The following is a 16,498-nucleotide window of genomic DNA, read 5'->3' on the forward strand; positions in this document are numbered from 1 at the left end:
AAGATACTTGATTAAACTACTATAAAGCTATCGATTTTTAGTATTTTAGCATCCAAATTGAAAATCCAAAATTGTTAGACTGTTGACTACTGAGAGCCAACAGTCAACAAACCAAATAGATGATTGTCTAAATTAGTCTTCTTGATCCTCTTTTTAGCGCAGGTATTAACTTTGATATGGGCGCGGGAGTTGGCGCAGTTTATGGGCAGTATCTAATTCACTATTGTTTTTTCTGCCATATCCCCAACCCAAGATGCGGCGATATTCACCCATAATGCCGCTAGCGATTAAGTCATCTTCATTAACCGTGATCTCAGTATGAGATTCGGGTGCGACATAGAGCGCATCGGCAGGACAATATGCTTCACACATGAAACAAGTTTGACAATCTTCTTTACGGGCGATCGCAGGTGGTTGGTCAGGAACTGCATCAAAGACATTGGTTGGACAAACTTTGACGCATACATTGCAATTAATACAAAGCTGATGGCTGACAAGTTCAATCATAAAGTTATACTGAGGCTGGAGTGGGATTGTTAACTACTGGGGATGTGGTAATTGGTTCTGTAATCCAATCTCGTCTCACCCATAACTTGTCTAAGCCACCTGTGGCTTGATAATAACGCTGATTAACATCAGTTTCAGGATAATCCACGCGGATATGTTCACTGCGACTCTCTGTGCGATGTAAAGCACTAAAATATGCCCATCGAGCTACAGCCGTCAGAGCGACAGCACGACGCGAAACTTCTATATCGCGTACACTATCTTGTTTCGGTGTCATTTGTACTTGCTGCCAAAGCATTTCTAATTTGGCGAGAGAATCCAGCAAACCCTTCTCTGAGCGTAAATAATTCTTCTCTAGTGGAAACATCTCAGCTTGGACACCGCGCACGATCGCTTCACTATCAAATGTTTCGGAATTTGATGAAGGTGATGACGTTCCGCCCACCATCGGCGATCGCAATCCCACTTGACCAGCAGGACGCACCACTCGTTGATGAGCATGAACACCTAGACTTTTGGCAAATTCTGCTGCTCCCACTCCCGCCCATTGTCCTGTAGAGATTGCCCAAGCCGCATTCGGCCCGCCACCTCCAGAAGCTAAACCCGCTAGAAACTCCCGCGATGCTGCATCCCCAGCAGCATAAAGACCAGGAACTGTTGTGCCGCAACTATCATTAATAATCCTAATTCCACCTGTACCGCGCACTGTACCTTCTAAAACCAGAGTGACTGGTACACGTTCTGTATAGGGATCAATCCCAGCTTTTTTATAGGGTAGAAAAGCGATGAAATGGGACTTTTCAATCACAGCTTTCACTTCTGGTGTAGCTCGATCCAAACGAGCATAAACAGAGCCTTTTAAAAGAGCATTAGGAAGAAAAGCAGGGTCACGACGACCATTGATATAACCACCTAAATCATTACCTGCTTCATCACTGTAACTAGCCCAACCAAAAGGAACGCCCCTTGTGACTGTGGCATTAAAACCAGTGGAGATGGCATAGTGATTTGAAGCTTCCATACTAGAGAGTTCGCCACCAGCTTCCACCGCCATCAGCATTCCATCACCTGTATTAGTATTGCAACCTAATGCTTTACTCAAGAATGCACAACCGCCATTAGCCATGACTACTGCACCAGCCCGAACAGTATAGGTACGATGATTTTGTCTCTGTACTCCTCTGGCTCCTGCCACTGAGCCATCTTCAGCCAACAAAAGTTCTAAAACAGGACTCTGATCAAGAATCTCCACGCCGACACGTAAGAGGTTTTTTCGCATTACCCGCATATATTCCGGGCCGTAATAACTCTGACGCACCGATTCCCCGTTTTCTTTAGGAAAACGATAGCCCCAGTCTTCCACTAAGGGTAAACTGAGCCAAGTTTTTTCGATCACCCTCTCAATCCAACGTAAGTTAGCCAGGTTTTTTCCTATGCGATAACGCTCTGATACAACCTTTTCCCAATTTTCTGGAGAAGGAGCCATAATGCCATTACCACTGGCTGCGGCTGCGCCACTCGTACCGAGAAATCCTTTATCAGCAATGATGACTTTAACACCTTGAGTTGCAGCCGCCCAAGCCGCCCACGCAGCAGCAGGTCCACCACCAATGACCAATACATCAGCAGTCAACTGTAATTCATCTTCACTATAATTTGTAAGCAATTCTTTTTCCTCCTGGTGGATATTGATTTGTCAATTCCTCAGAGTTCGTTCCACAGTCTATAAAACCTTTGACATAGTTAACCTCAAGACGAACCCCCTCAAAGAGCAAGTCTGAGTTTATTGTTTTAGACAGTAGGAACAATCTTTAAAATATTCATTATGATACACTAAATATTAGGTTTTCTAAGTTTTCTTTAGAAAAATAATTCCAGATTGAACTCTGGAACTGAAATCTTGAGTGAATATATTTTTGTTAGTAGTTTCTTAATTTAACAGTCCCACCAGTAGTTCACCAACCTCAAATTGCTAGGCTAGGGCAAGCAGGGGGAGAAAGAGATTTTTTTGCTGCTATTAACCTTGCCAACTTCTCTTGGCAGAACACTAGAAACTCTTGACTTTTGACTCAAAACTCAGCACCGGCTAAACGCCGCGCTACCGCTAACAGCACTCAACACTCAAAACTCAGCACTCAGCACTCAACACTCAGCACTTTCAACTTAGATGAAACAAAGGACGTAGCTTAATACCAATTGCAGTACCTAACAAAGCGCAAATGATCCACACCCAACCATGTAGGCTAGTGGAAGCAATGGCACTGAAAAAGGCACTGACATTACATCCGAAGGCAGTAAAAGCACCATAACCCATGATTAAACCACCAATCACTTGAGCAAAAATTTTTGATGGGCTAACTTGAGTTTGTGGCGTAAGTTTTCCGGCTAAGGCGGCTGCTAATAATGCACCCAAGATAATACCCAAATTCATCACAGATGTTACATCTGCAAATACGCTATCGGACAAGGCTGTATCGCCATCCCAAAATTGACTTGTGGAGGGATTCCAACCTAAAACTGTGGCAATTTTGGCTGTCCACAAAGCAAAGCCCCAGGTAATCCGCCAAGGTTCGCCAGAAATTATCAGGGTGAGCCAGTTAAGTACAGCTAAGGCTATTCCTCCTGTAAATATTGACCAAGAGCCAGATAAAAATCCTAAGCTTAAGGGTGAGGGAGGTTCTGTTGATGCTGGTTTGCTGGTTTGACTCCACAACCATAGCAACCCTGCTAACAACAGTAGAATTCCTAACTGTAGAACTACTGCACCTGTCCAACCCAGAGTTTCGCCTAAGACGATGGGTTCAGTCTTGGGTAAACTAGCCCAGAGGTGTCTAGTTAAACTAGCCCAAAATGCTCCTAGACAAAAGGTGAGCAAGGTGATAAGCATAGTGTAACTACCACCACCGATTGTATAAAGTGTACCGCAACCACAAGCACCACCTAATTGCATTCCTATGCCAAAAACGAATGCACCGATCGCGCCTGATATACCCACAGGAGCGATCGCACCTGTAACTTCTTGACCAAAAACCTTTCCAGCAGCTAACGCTGGTGCAAATAATACAGTCGCGATCGCTAACATCAACAACTGGGCGTATATTCCTCGCGCATCCCTGTTTAACAGTAGTTTACGGTATGCAGAAGCAAAACCAAAACTAGAATGATAAAGGCTCATACCCAATAAACCACCGATGAGAAATAATACACTTTGTCGCCAGCCATATTCACTCAAGAAAACTGCTCCGGCTGTCAAAGTGAATAATGCGATCGCCACAATTAATTTTTGCGGTTTAGGTGGTAATAAGCGGGATTCTGATGGAAGTATATTGTCCACACCACTACTCATAAAACAACTCATACCAATTCGCAATTCGCAATTCGCAATTGATAAATCCTGACTTGACAAGGTTTTCTGGGTTTGGATCTGTATCAGAATTTTAGTGAATTGGTATCACAATTAGTCTGATATCGAATTGGGATAGGTAGTATTGTTGCGAGATTCTGGAATACCCTAAGAATCTAGGCTTTTAATCCAAAATCCAAAACTTGTACTGAGCTTGTCGAAGTATCCAAAATCCAAAATTGGTATGAGCCAGATTTAGCTAAAACCCAACGTGGAAAAAATACATCGTTGGGTTGGTTGTATTGCGATCGCTTGATCAGTTTTTCTCAAAAATCAAATGGAATACCTATCCCTTCTTTTGAGACATTAAACTCTGGAGGTGTTTTTGTCTTGGTCTGTGGTTTGAGTATCTTTACTTCGTCTACAAGCTACCAAACTTTCCTGATCAGAATTATTCATAGATTGATTAGCTTGGAGAGTATCTACGATGCCGAAGCTAGTCAATAACACAGCCAAAGATAACATTGCAAATTTCATCATTTTTATCCTCATCAGTTGCCAAGAATACTAATATTCAACGGTCTTATAAACATCTAACTTACCTGTTCGGGGCCAGTAGCTACGGGTAGGTCTGATTGAGTGCTGTACTCAGTCCAAGAACCTTCATACACTCGTACTTTGGGATAACCCAGCAAATGCTTTAACACCACATATTGCAGAGTTGCTTCCCTTCCTGTACTACAACTAACGATGATGTCATCAGCCGGAGTAATTTTTTTGTCAGCCAGGATTTTTTTGATTTCCTCTAAAGATTTCAGTTTGTGAGGATTTTGAGCATCTGTAAAGGTCGGCCAAGGGATATTGCGCGCCCCAGGAATATGCCCATTCCGTAACCAAATCTTTTCCTTCCCTTGGAATAAATCTGCCGGTCTGGGGTCGATGAAGGTAACGCCTTTTTTCCCAATCAGTTTTCTGACATCGTTTAATGAAACACGCACAGCAGGGTTATCTTTAACTGTGAATTTACCCACTTTATATTGAGGAAATTCTTTAGTTACTGATAGTGATGCGGCTTCGTAACCTGTGTAGCCACCATCCAACACAGCTATGTCTTTGACTCCAGACCGTTCTAGCAAATAAGCCACCATCGTCGCGCCTAGTACGTCTCTAGCGTCGGAGTAAACGAGGACACGACTGTTATTGGTAACTCCTGAATTAGCAAATATTTGACCTAATTTCTGATTTTCCCAATATTGCACCGGTAGACCTTCTCTGGGGCCACGAAAGGCTGTATCAGCAATATTCACTGCTCCAGGTAGGTGTCCATCGATATAGTCTAGAGGTAAATTTCTCACATCTAGAATTCTCAGGTTGGAATCTTTGGCATTCTCTGCTACCCAATTAGGCGAAACGAACTGAATCTTAGCCGCAGATGTAGCTCCCCACACTGGTAAATGCAGTATGGGAGTGATGAATAAACAAGCACAAATTGCTAGGCCTAAAGCAAACAGTTTATTCTGCTTCCACTTTGCCCAGAAAAATTTCCGTATCTTCATGATTGTTGTTAGTGGCTATATATTCCAAGCGAAACTCGCCAGATGTTAAGTCACATCTAGTAGTTAAAATACTCTAAGCCGAGCGATAAACAGGATTTTACATTTATGTATATAAGCATTCCACATATACAAGCGGAATACAAGTGCTATGAATGCCGAAGCTGTAGTTAGAGGTATAAATATCCAATATAGTAACAATAGGTATTTATAATAATTACTGGTGCTAAATATAAGGACAAGCTATAAATTCTCAAGAGATGGTAGTATTTTGCTGAGAAAGTGGAAGGAAGAGGGAAAAAGCGATCGCTAATTTTTTTGGTAGGGAATGAATCATAGAAAACTTCCCCAACCAAAAATGAGCATTCGTTAATGAAGGTGAGTTTTGAACTAAATCAGTAATCTAGCAATCTCATCTGGAGTACGTGCAATCAAATCAGCACCATAAGTTATTAATTCTTCCTCAGTTCCGTAGCCGTAGGTAACACCAATTGCAGTTACGCCGTTATGTTTAGCTCCGATCATATCGTGAGAGCGATCGCCTACCATCACCACATTAGTAGGTTCAAGATTTTCTGCAAGCAAAATGTAATTAATTAAGTCACTTTTTACACTGCGAGTTCCATCCAGTTCACTGCCGTAAACGTAATTAAAAAATGAGGATAATCTAAAATGATCGATGATACGGGTAGCATAAATATGTGGTTTAGAAGTGGCAACAAAGGTTTGATAACCAGCGAGGCGAATAGCTTCTAGGGTTTCTACAATTTGGGGATAAAGAGAATTTTCAAATAATCCAATTGTGGCAAAGCGATGACGATATAGTGAAATTGCTTGTGCTAAAACTGTCTCCTCTGAAGTGTTTAATAACTGGGAAAAACTATCTTTGATTGGAGGCCCGATGCACCAATCTAATTTATCTGCATCGGGTGGACTGTGACCAAGTTCTGATATAGCAAATTGAATACAGCGAGTAATGCCAAGTTTGGGATCTGTTAAAGTCCCATCTAAATCAAACAAAATAACAGAGGCATACATATTTAAATACTACAAGCTAGTTGTTACTTAAACCCAATACCAATTTACTTGATGAGCGATCGCTTCCTGAAATAAACTATTCCCTCAAGTGAGAACCATAAAAATATTTGATTAATCAAAAATGATATTCTATGCTAATAGAAGTAAGATTAATTAGCGACCATATATTGAGTAATAGAAATAACTAGAATTACTTAGAGTAAAAATATTTCTCTAATTCAGGAACATCATTTAGTGATAGATGTCAAGATAAGTTGACATTTGTATTGGAGGGTTTTGATATTGTTAAGCAGTTGCAAATAAGATCATCAGAAAAAATAGTATTTAATTTCGGAATTAAACAAAAATCCTGCATCGAGATGCTTATCTCGTTAGAGTTTTACCAATCAGCAAGAATATACCCCTTTTAGCATCGTCTAACGGGTATTTATATTTGTTTAATTTATCAAGCATAGATATTAGACATTTATCTGCAATAAATTGATTTCATAGACACAAAGTTATTGCAGATAACTTATGTACGAAAATATTTTCAGCCAAACTTATCCTGATGCGATCGCTATCATTGGCGGTGGTGTTAGTGGTTCTTTAGTCGCAGCAAATTTACTCCGAAAAGCAAGTACACCACTGGTAATTAAGTTAATTGAACGTAGACCAGAAATCGGTAAAGGTGTGGCTTATAGTACATTAGTTGATGGTCATTTGTTGAATGTACCAGCAGGTCGGATGAGTGCTTTTGCTGATCAACCAGAACATTTTTTAAACTGGTTGCATACACATGGCTATTCACAAGTCACTGCATCAACATATGTACAGCGTCGAATTTATGGGAAATATATCCAAGCAATTCTTCACACAGCAGAAGCAAATGCAGTCGATGGGGTGCGATTAGAGAGGATTTTTGATGAAGCGATCGCCATTACCACAACTGATGATTTAGCTACCATCTATCTACAAAGCGGACAGTATTTATCTGTGCAGAAAGTCGTACTAGCTTTAGGGAATTTTTCTGCATCTTCACCACAGCCAATAGCCTCTTTAGGACACCATCACCCCCATGTGAGAGATGCTTGGTCTAATGATGCGATTTCTCACCTCAATTCAGATGATACGATTTTGCTAGTTGGAACAGGTCTAACAATGGTTGATCTAGTTGTATCCTTACATCAACAAGGATTTAAAGGCAAGATTCACGCTGTTTCCCGCCACGGATTAAAGCCTCAGTCTCACAAACTCACAACCTCTTATCCAGCATTTATTGATTTAGATACTGCACCAAAAACTGTACGAAGATTACTAAACTTAGTCCGCAAAGAAATACAAACAGCTTCGACTCAAGGACAAGACTGGCGTGCAGTGATCGATGCACTTCGTCCAATTCTACAACCGCTTTGGCAAATATTACCACTGCAAGAACAGCAGCGATTTTTACGCCACATCAAAACTTACTGGGAAGTCCATCGTCACCGGATTGCAGAGGAGATTGACGAGTTACTCAATACCATTGTTCAGACTAGTCAACTTACTTATGATGCTGGCCAAATTCAAACTTGTCGGGAAGTAGAAAACGGTATTGATGTCACGATTAAAGCACGAAGAACAGGCGAAAATATCGTTTTGCGAGTGAATAGAATTATTAACTGTACAGGTGCAAATTGTAACTATCGGAGATTACAACATCCATTAATTGCTAGTTTGCAAGAACAACGTCTGATGCGTCCTCACCCGCTATCAATTGGGATTGATACTGCTAGCAATGGTGCTTTGATTGATGCTGAAGGTAAGGTTTCGCAACAGCTATACACACTAGGAACACCACGTAAAGGAAATCTCTGGGAAAGCACAGCTGTTCCTGAAATTCGCACCCAAGCTGCGAATTTGACACAAGAGTTACTGCAATCCTTCAACCACAAACCCTACACTAACAATCTGGTACACGAGTTATTCAAACCGACTATGCTATTTCGTCAACTCTTTGATAAAGAATCGAGTACCTATACTTACCTAATTGGTGATGCAGCCACTAAAGCCGCTATCTTAGTAGATCCTGTTTTAGAACTAGTCGAACGTGACTTGCAAATACTAAGAGAAATGGGATTAACTCTGCATTACTGCTTAGAAACTCATGTTCATGCTGACCATATAACTGGAGCAGGCCAACTGCGACAATATACAGGATGTGTAAATATCTTTCCTGAGAATGCTGATGTTGTGGGCGCAGATGGCTACATCCGTGATGGGGAAATCTTACAACTAGGTAGCGTCAAAATACAAGCGATCGCTACCCCAGGTCATACAGATAGCCATATGGCTTACTTAATCAATGGGACTCATTTATTAACTGGAGATGCTTTATTAATTCGGGGTTGTGGACGTACAGACTTTCAAAGTGGTGACGCGGGATTGCTATACGATGTCATCACACAAAAGCTGTTTACCCTTCCTGATGAAACCTTCGTCTATCCTGGCCACGACTACCAAGGACGTACTGTCTCTACTATTGGCGGTGAAAAACGTTGCAATCCCCGGTTTGTTGGACGTAGCCGCCACCAGTTCATTGAATTGATGAAAAGTTTAAACTTACCTTATCCTCAAAAGATGTCAGAAGCTTTACCCGCAAATAAGCATGGGGGCAAAATTGTAGTAACCCTAGACTATCAAATCTAGGGTGTAGGCTTTTCCAGCTACACACCCTATCAATAGTTATCTTGGCTAGAACTCAGATTAAGTCTTAAATTTTTCATCCACCGGGATTCGATAACCGTTAGCGAGACGATTAGTCATGTTGGCGGTAGCCACTATGGCCATTAATTCCCCAAACATTGTTTCATTCATACCTTTAGCATATCCCGCAGCCGTATGTGAAGCAATGCAATACTCACAGCTATTAGTGACGCTGACTGCAATATAAATTAATTCCCGCACCAACGGATCGAGTTCTCCAGGACTAGTCATCACTTCTTTGACCGCCTGCCATGTTCGTTGTAAGGTAGGGGGATGATTGGCTAAAGCTTTCCAAAAGTTGTTAATTTCGTCAGTCTTACGTGTAGCCCGAATGTCATCATATACAGCCCGGACTTCATCACTACTATCTTCGTACTCAATTAACTTTGTCATTGCACTAAGAATAAACTATGTTTTGTCCTTAGATAATTTAATACATATCTGCTAGAGATGAATATTCAACTTAAATTTCCATAGCAATCATCAATCAATTCCAAACAAAAAGATACTCAATTTATTAAATAAGTTGGGTATCTTTTTGTGAATATTTGTAATTAATATTTAAACACCAGGAGTAGTACCGCCATCAACCAAAATTTCTGCCCCAGTGATGGAAGCAGCTAGATCAGAAACTAAAAATAAAGCTAGATTGGCAATTTCCTCTGGTTTCACAATTTTACCCAAAGGTATCGCTTTTAATGATTCTGCCTTAATTTCTTCTACACTGACACCACGGGCTTGAGCATTTTGTTCTGCCAAACGTTCGGCGCGTTCAGTACCAGTTAAACCAGGAGAGATAGCATTAATCCGAATATTGTACTGGGCTAACTCTTTAGAAATTCCGCGTGTGAAATTTAATAAAGCCGCATTAGTTGTACCGCCAGGGAGGAAGTTCGGGCGGGGTGTGCGTCCTGCACCACCAATAATGTTGACAATTCGCCCATCACGCTGATTTTTTTGATGTGAGACAACTGCTCTAACTAATCGGATATAGCCCAATAATTTCAGATTCCACGCATCTAAAAAAGCCTCATCACTTAATTCCAAAAAAGACCCGGCACGGGCTGAACCAGCATTATTAATTAAAATATCAATCTGACCAAATTGTGTCAAAGTTGTAGAAACTATTTGTTCAATACTTTCTGCTTGAGTCAGATCAGCACTAATAGAAATTACCTTAGCACCTGAAGTGGGTAATGATTGGATGTCAAGTACAGCTTGCTCCAATCTTTCTGGATTGCGCGCCGCAATTACTACATTTACACCCTCACTATAAAGAGCTTTGGCTGTAGCTAATCCAATTCCTGCACTGCCGCCTGTGACAATTGCGGTTTTCCCTGATAGGTTAAGTTCTAAGCTCATCTAAATTTTCCTCAAAATGTGATTTTGAAAATAGCGATCGCAATCTAGTTAATCTTTGTACTCTTAGCAAAATGTTGATTTTACTGTTCTAACAGTTTCAGTAGTAATCTCATGTCATTAAATACAACAGATGCACCAACTGCTTTTAGTTGTTCTGGTTTAGTCACTTCTGCATAACCAAACACTGTCATAGCTGCATCAACTCCTGCTCTTACACCTACAGGTGTATCTTCAATAACTACACATTCATGTGGATAAAAACCCATTTTTTCTGCCGCATATAAAAATACATCTGGATAGGGTTTGCTACGTGCTACTGCTGTCGCACTAAATATTTTTCCAGAGAAATAAGGCAGTAAATCTGTTGCAATTAAAGCTTGATTTATCCAATTATGGTTACTATTGGAAGCAACACAATAAGGAATATTTAGTTTGCCTAGAACATCATGTATCCCTTGTACGGGTTGCAAATCTGTTGAAAATGCTTGCATTGTACGCTGCTCAAACTCACTAGCAAAGTTCTCTGGTGGAGATTTACCAAGCATATTTTTCACTATTTCTAAGCATATAGACATAGATGCGCCGAGAAAGATATCAAACACCTCTTCCCAAGTCAGAAATAGTCCTAATTCGTTGAGCATTTCCAACAAAATAGTATTGGCAATTCTTTCACTATCTATGAGAACACCATCACAATCGAAAATAACTAACTTTATTTTGTCCATGAATTTACACAAAATTGATAGCTTAAAGATTGCATAGGTATAACCAGCCTGGCTCAGATATTGTTACTCAATAGAGTTAATATAGTTTCGTCAGAAAGGGTAGTGATGATATCTTTCAATTTGCGTTCTCTATCGCTCTGTTCTGGTGTTTCTCTACCTAAAGAAGTATCCTTCACCAAGCGATAAACATCAGCCGCACCGTAAAAAATGCGCTCAGTTAAACCTAAGTCTTTGAAAGTTTCTGCAATCTCTTCCATTTCCCCTACCCAACGATGTGCTTTTGGTGTCATAGATGGAATGGAACGCAATAATATAGCAGCAAGTGCAGGCTGGCTACTAGTTACTTCATTCCATAGTTGTTCATCCAAACCTAAACGATGGGCAGCAATGAGTAATTCTGTAGAGATTGCTGTTAGTCCTTTTGTTAAGGCGGCGTAAACCATCTTTAACCCAGAAGCCTGACCAATTTCATCACTGATAACTCGGATATCCAATCCATAGTTACTCAGTTGTTGGAATTCTCCAGCTTGTTTTCCCGAAGCATAGATGTGAGTGCGTCCAGGAACTCTGGGAGGTGGGCCGATAATGGAAGCATCTACAAAATTTGCACCCGATGATTCGATGATTTGGGCAATATTTTTGACTTTTTGGGGTGCGATCGCATTTGCATCTACATAAAGAATCTGTTTCCCTACATTACCTATGACCTCAGCTACTTGCTGGGCTACCTCTGCGGCGGCGGCTGGGACTAATATTGATAAAATTACATCAGATTCAATGACCAATTGTGTGAGGGAACCTACATCCTGAATGTTGCCTGCGGCGGCTAATGTTCGGGTTCTTTCACTACGACTTTCTAAAGCTGCGATCGTCCTCAACCCATGTTGATTGAGGACAGATGCAACTGCTTGCCCCATATCGCCAGGACTTAAAATACCAACGGTTTTGATTTGCATGGAAAGCCTAATTTAGCTTTGTTCAGCCTTGAATGCGCTGACACAGGGTGATTGAGTTCTGAGATAAACTACTATAAACCGATAAACTTATCGTAGTTAATCTACAGAAAAACTATCACAAATCATTAGCAAAAAGCAAGCTACTCCACGACCTGATTTAAACCGTCACCCTTCTACCATCAAACTTGGTGAAGGTGAAACCGTTAAAGCGTTCGTTATATCCCAATCGTTCATCTCGCAGGATACTGATAGCAACTTCTTCACCCAACGCCAAGCCAGCTGCACCATCAGAACGCCAATGAATACCACCATGACCACGCCCGATGTAATAGTTTGTTGCTAACTTATTCAACTCACCCCCAACTGTCAAAGGTGCGCCGTTATAAGGAATCAATTTAGTGGGGTCATTGGGATCAGGTTCTACAGGATTGGGAATAATAAAATTCTCATCAAAAAAGGCTTTTAACAAAGTAGCTTGCACACCTGCAATAGCAGCAGCCCCACCAGTGTAAGAGGAATGAAATGGTGCGCCTTCTGGATACGCATGGGGTAATAAATAAGTGCCGAAGGTGCTGAAGGTGCGAGCTAAGGCTGTGGAATTGAAGACTTGGGAATTAATCGGATAGTTAGTTCCATTCACAATATTATTGTGGACTAATCCGCCATAGGCTTCTGGTCTTAAACGCCGATGCACATAAAATTTTTGCCAATAGGATGCTCTGATGGCTCGTGATGGAGCTAAGTTGAGTAAGGCTTGAATATGCCCTGGCGCAAAGGTAGCAGCAGAACCAACTTGAGTCTTGGAGTTGATGTAGGGGTTGCCTGGATTTAGAGGTGCGCCAATGCCACTGAGAATTAACAAGGCTCCAAAGAACAAAGCCCCACCAATATGTGATAATTCGCTGAGATCACGAACAGTGAAGACAAAACGGCGTGTGGGGTCGTACTTAATGGCTTTGCCGGAGCTACCGCCATTTTGAACAGTTAGCCATTCGTTGTAATTGGTGAGGAAATCATTTTCTCTACCAGCTAGAGCTGTGCGAATCAAAGGCGAAATAACTTGGGTATTGTAGGGAATTTCCCGCAACAGAAATTGAGAGATATGTGGGCCATCTAGCACTCCTGGAGGAGTAAAGTATTTTGTTGTTCTCCCTGAGCGATCGCGCTCATCAGTATAGATGACACTACCACGAAATAGGGTTTGAGGTGTCACAAAACCATTCTGTTTTGGCCCTCGGAATCCCGGCAGACTATTGAGTTCTGCGATCGCTGCTGCAACATTTGGATCTTGAGCGAACTGATGAAAGGGTACATCCCGCAGTAAAGCTTGCCAATAGAGTTCAATCGCTTCCGCCGCTTGTTCTGCACTATCTAAAGTTGGTGGTGGTGGAACGGCTATCTGAGACGCATTGATTCCTTCTAAACTAATTGCCAACGGGCCTTGAGGGTTAACTAGCTTCTTTGTACCACCCAAAATAATTTTTTCGTAATCATCTGGGTTCTGGGTTGTTAAAGCTTTAATCAAAGAATTGTAAGCTCTTTGATCAACTTCGCCTTTTTGATCATGTGGTAATCCCCTCGTGTCTGTAGCAATTTTGTTAGGATAGCGTTCTTCATCACCGTTTGTCGGATGTGGTGGAATATCAATTTGCCGATTATTTTGCGCTGCTTGGAGACGCACTTGAAAGGCTTGCTGGCGAAACCGAATATAGCTAGAATTGCGATTTCTACCCTGAGCGATTTCTCTAGCTTGTACAACATCTCCCTTCGAGGAAGAGAAAGACGAACCGACTATCCCAGTCACAAAACTAGTAGCAGTAAACAAACTAGCGTGATTCAGAAATGAACGTCTACTCACACCCTTACGCCAAAAACGTCTGCTGCGTTTTTTTTCACTACTACGAGGTTGAAAATTTGTTGCTTCATCCTGGGTTTGTGTATCTTCTTGAGAAGGTTGAGAGGAATTATGGTCAGATTGCATAATAACGAGTCTCCATGATCAGAAAATGAAACTGTCTAGATTAGACTAGAAATAAATACACCTCAATCTATTTGCAGATATGCAAAGTAAGTTCCCAAATTAGGAAACTTGCTAAGTACCTAAATCTTCAGTATGTATAGTCAACAAAATAGCTCAAGATAGGCGTGTAAACGAAGTTTACGAGCGTGATACGTAAAGCCCCTCTGATTCATGTAAGGAGCATCAATATCTATACGAACCACGGTTATCTAGATGCTATTCATAACATCTGCTATGTTAATTTTTGGCTTGATAACTTTCAAAACACAGTTACTCATGAATCAGCTTTGAAAAAGCCTTTTCTAGAGTCTTTTAACTTATTGTGACTACTGACTTATGCAGTTGACTATCAACAAATAAAATACTTAAAGTAGATAGACTTACTGTACTTATCGTTAAAATCAAATTTTGCACAAAAATATAAAAAACGCAATATGTTTGGTTCAAAAAAGTTTCTAGTGTTCTACCAAACAAATTATGAGAGGTCATAGATACCCGAATTTTTGAAAAATTCGGGTATGCTAATCGTCATTCATTTCTCCACACTGATTCGCTTGTAGTAAGGGCTTTAGCCCTGGCTTTATGCAACTTAAATGCTAATTAGCTTATCTGAAAAACAGCGAATCTAGGCTGAAACCCCATGCTGTTTAAACCATGCTTGGAGACGTTTCCAACCGTCTTGAGCTTCTTTTTCCCTGTAGGAAGGACGGTAATCGGCAAAAAAGGCGTGGGGTGCGTCGGGATACACAACAATTTCCGATTTACTACTGCTAGACTTTAACTGATCGCGCATCTGTTCCACTGTCTCCACAGGAATACCTGTATCTTTTCCTCCATACAATCCCAACACTGGCACTTTCAAACTAGAGGCAATATCTACAGGATGTTTCGGCGTTAATTCTGTAGAATTACCCACCAATCGACCGTACCATGCTACACCTGCTTTAACTTTGGGGTTGTGTGCTGAATATAACCACGTAATTCGACCACCCCAACAAAAGCCTGTAATAGCTAATTTATTTGCATTACCTTTGGATGATTTAACAGCCCAATTGACGGTTGCATCCAGGTCAGATAATACCTGGGCATCCGGTACTTTTGCCACCACCTGGCGAATTTCATCGATATTGCTTAACTTCGAGACATCACCTTGACGAGCAAATAGTTCTGGCGCGATCGCTAAATATCCCAACTTGGCAAAGCGACGACAAACATCTTGAATGTGTTCATGTACACCGAAAATTTCTTGAATTACCAACACAATCGGAAAATCCCTCCCAGTTGCAGGTAAAGCTCTGTAAGCTGGAATTTCACCACCTTGAACGGGAATTTTCACAGCACCAGCCACAAGTCCTTGTGTATCAGTAGTAATCACTTGGGCAAAAATCGGTTTGACGGCCAAAGCAAAGCCTGTTGTCAGAGTCGCAGTAGCGATAAATTGGCGACGGGTGATCTGTTGCATCGTCTTGACTCAGAATGATTTGGTTACAGTTTTATTTGTGCGGAAAATGTAAATTTTTGTCAACTTCCTTTAAGTATAGTTCTATTTAAAATAATCTCAAGGTCACTAAATATTAGGTTTACTAAAAATTAATTAAACATATATTTTATCCACTAAAGACTTGAATTTTATCCGGTATCGTGCAATACTGCTAAACAAATCACCTATAAATCGGTCGATAATTAGTATTATACGTAAAATAATCGTACTATCTTACAAAAGGAAAACTGCTATGGTGAGCAGGGAAGCGTTAAGAGACATCTGATCTGAACGAGATTGAATGGAGCAAGAACAAGAAGTTGTCAATAGGGGGTTAGTAGGACTGTGATTGAACTAGTCAGTGAATCTCGCTGTATTAAATGTAATCTTTGCGTTACTGCTTGTCCTACCAACGTCTTCGACGCAGTACCAGGAAGTGCGCCTAGAATTGCCCGTCAGAGTGATTGTCAAACTTGTTACATGTGCGAGCTGTACTGCCCCGTAGATGCACTGTATGTTGACCCCAACGCGGATGAGTCAGTCCCCGTAGATGAACAGACGTTGATAGCAGCAGGCTTTCTTGGCAGTTATCGAAAAAACGTTGGCTGGGGAAAGGGACGCACACCAGCTGTTAAAACCTAGTAGTTCACCAACCCAAAATTGCTAGGCTCAGGCAAGCAGGGGGAGCAGGGGAAGCAGAGGGAGCAGGGGGAGCAGGGGGAGAAAGAGATTTTTTTTGCTGCTATTAACTTTGCAAAGTTCTCTTGGCAGACTACTAGAAATCTGCTTA

Annotated in this window: 15 protein-coding genes; 3 read left to right on the top strand and 12 right to left on the bottom strand. The window is 41.2% G+C overall.

Annotated elements, in window-relative coordinates; genetic code table 11:
* Positions 1-165: 165 nt before the first annotated feature.
* Positions 166-507, bottom strand: coding sequence for a 4Fe-4S dicluster domain-containing protein (locus tag CV014_RS10075; RefSeq protein ID WP_236141898.1), 342 nt, complete (start codon positions 505-507; stop codon positions 166-168).
* Between the two features lie 4 nt (positions 508-511).
* Positions 512-2,173 (bottom strand): FAD-dependent oxidoreductase, encoded by a 1,662-nt coding sequence (locus CV014_RS10080; RefSeq protein WP_236141899.1) that lies wholly within the window; start codon positions 2,171-2,173, stop codon positions 512-514.
* A 398-nt stretch (positions 2,174-2,571) separates the two neighbouring features.
* Here CV014_RS10080 and CV014_RS29970 point away from each other — a divergent pair, with 398 nt between their 5' ends.
* Entirely contained in the window at positions 2,572-2,697 is a 126-nt protein-coding gene (locus CV014_RS29970; protein ID WP_268964607.1) for a hypothetical protein, read from the top strand.
* On the opposite strand, the gene CV014_RS10085 is transcribed toward CV014_RS29970, so the two are convergent.
* From CV014_RS10085 to CV014_RS10100, 4 genes are all read right to left on the bottom strand, one after another.
* The gene (locus tag CV014_RS10085; RefSeq protein WP_236141900.1) at positions 2,666-3,841 is read right to left on the bottom strand and encodes a YeeE/YedE family protein; all 1,176 of its coding nucleotides are present in this window, start codon (positions 3,839-3,841) and stop codon (positions 2,666-2,668) included. The genes CV014_RS29970 and CV014_RS10085 overlap by 32 nt on opposite strands.
* A 375-nt stretch (positions 3,842-4,216) precedes the next feature.
* Complete coding sequence (locus CV014_RS10090; RefSeq protein ID WP_236141901.1) at positions 4,217-4,390, bottom strand: hypothetical protein; 174 nt, start codon at positions 4,388-4,390, stop codon at positions 4,217-4,219.
* Positions 4,391-4,443: 53 nt separating this feature from the next.
* A complete protein-coding gene (locus tag CV014_RS10095) occupies positions 4,444-5,406 on the bottom strand; it encodes a sulfurtransferase (protein WP_236141902.1) in 963 nt (320 codons plus the stop codon).
* Between the two features lie 387 nt (positions 5,407-5,793).
* Positions 5,794-6,441, bottom strand: coding sequence for an HAD family hydrolase (locus CV014_RS10100; RefSeq protein ID WP_236141903.1), 648 nt, complete (start codon positions 6,439-6,441; stop codon positions 5,794-5,796).
* 516 nt (positions 6,442-6,957) lie between these two features.
* Between CV014_RS10100 and CV014_RS30365 the strand changes: the two genes are divergently transcribed.
* Entirely contained in the window at positions 6,958-9,108 is a 2,151-nt protein-coding gene (locus tag CV014_RS30365; protein WP_329608363.1) for an FAD/NAD(P)-binding protein, read from the top strand.
* Between the two features lie 57 nt (positions 9,109-9,165).
* Here the strand turns inward: CV014_RS30365 and CV014_RS10115 are convergent, their stop codons facing one another.
* From CV014_RS10115 to CV014_RS10140, 6 genes are all read right to left on the bottom strand, one after another.
* Positions 9,166-9,558, bottom strand: coding sequence for a carboxymuconolactone decarboxylase family protein (locus CV014_RS10115; protein WP_236141904.1), 393 nt, complete (start codon positions 9,556-9,558; stop codon positions 9,166-9,168).
* Between the two features lie 168 nt (positions 9,559-9,726).
* The gene (locus CV014_RS10120) at positions 9,727-10,527 is read right to left on the bottom strand and encodes an SDR family oxidoreductase (protein WP_236141905.1); all 801 of its coding nucleotides are present in this window, start codon (positions 10,525-10,527) and stop codon (positions 9,727-9,729) included.
* A gap of 80 nt (positions 10,528-10,607) precedes the next feature.
* On the bottom strand, positions 10,608-11,252 hold the full coding sequence (locus CV014_RS10125) for an HAD family hydrolase (RefSeq protein WP_236141906.1): 645 nt from the start codon (positions 11,250-11,252) through the stop codon (positions 10,608-10,610).
* A gap of 53 nt (positions 11,253-11,305) precedes the next feature.
* Entirely contained in the window at positions 11,306-12,208 is a 903-nt protein-coding gene (locus CV014_RS10130; protein ID WP_236141907.1) for a DUF1932 domain-containing protein, read from the bottom strand.
* Between the two features lie 157 nt (positions 12,209-12,365).
* On the bottom strand, positions 12,366-14,189 hold the full coding sequence (locus CV014_RS10135; protein ID WP_236141908.1) for a vanadium-dependent haloperoxidase: 1,824 nt from the start codon (positions 14,187-14,189) through the stop codon (positions 12,366-12,368).
* Between the two features lie 664 nt (positions 14,190-14,853).
* Entirely contained in the window at positions 14,854-15,690 is an 837-nt protein-coding gene (locus CV014_RS10140; RefSeq protein WP_236141909.1) for a dienelactone hydrolase family protein, read from the bottom strand.
* Positions 15,691-16,053: 363 nt separating this feature from the next.
* Between CV014_RS10140 and CV014_RS10145 the strand changes: the two genes are divergently transcribed.
* Positions 16,054-16,350, top strand: a complete 297-nt coding sequence (locus tag CV014_RS10145) for a 4Fe-4S binding protein (RefSeq protein ID WP_236141910.1) — start codon at positions 16,054-16,056, stop codon at positions 16,348-16,350.
* Positions 16,351-16,498 lie beyond the last annotated feature (148 nt).

Source organism: Nostoc sp. CMAA1605 (assembly GCF_021596505.1).
In the GTDB taxonomy this organism is placed as follows: Bacteria; Cyanobacteriota; Cyanobacteriia; order Cyanobacteriales; family Nostocaceae; genus Trichormus.

Bases quoted from the DNA above. Each gene is read 5' to 3' on its own strand.
- CV014_RS10135 (WP_236141908.1), bottom strand. From the start codon at position 14,189: ATGCAATCTGACCATAATTCCTCTCAACCTTCTCAAGAAGATACACAA.
- CV014_RS10130 (WP_236141907.1), bottom strand. From the start codon at position 12,208: ATGCAAATCAAAACCGTTGGTATTTTAAGTCCTGGCGATATGGGGCAA.
- CV014_RS10100 (WP_236141903.1), bottom strand. From the start codon at position 6,441: ATGTATGCCTCTGTTATTTTGTTTGATTTAGATGGGACTTTAACAGAT.
- CV014_RS10095 (WP_236141902.1), bottom strand. From the start codon at position 5,406: ATGAAGATACGGAAATTTTTCTGGGCAAAGTGGAAGCAGAATAAACTG.
- CV014_RS30365 (WP_329608363.1), top strand. From the start codon at position 6,958: ATGTACGAAAATATTTTCAGCCAAACTTATCCTGATGCGATCGCTATC.
- CV014_RS10075 (WP_236141898.1), bottom strand. From the start codon at position 507: ATGATTGAACTTGTCAGCCATCAGCTTTGTATTAATTGCAATGTATGC.
- CV014_RS10120 (WP_236141905.1), bottom strand. From the start codon at position 10,527: ATGAGCTTAGAACTTAACCTATCAGGGAAAACCGCAATTGTCACAGGC.
- CV014_RS10115 (WP_236141904.1), bottom strand. From the start codon at position 9,558: ATGACAAAGTTAATTGAGTACGAAGATAGTAGTGATGAAGTCCGGGCT.
- CV014_RS10125 (WP_236141906.1), bottom strand. From the start codon at position 11,252: ATGGACAAAATAAAGTTAGTTATTTTCGATTGTGATGGTGTTCTCATA.
- CV014_RS10090 (WP_236141901.1), bottom strand. From the start codon at position 4,390: ATGATGAAATTTGCAATGTTATCTTTGGCTGTGTTATTGACTAGCTTC.
- CV014_RS10140 (WP_236141909.1), bottom strand. From the start codon at position 15,690: ATGCAACAGATCACCCGTCGCCAATTTATCGCTACTGCGACTCTGACA.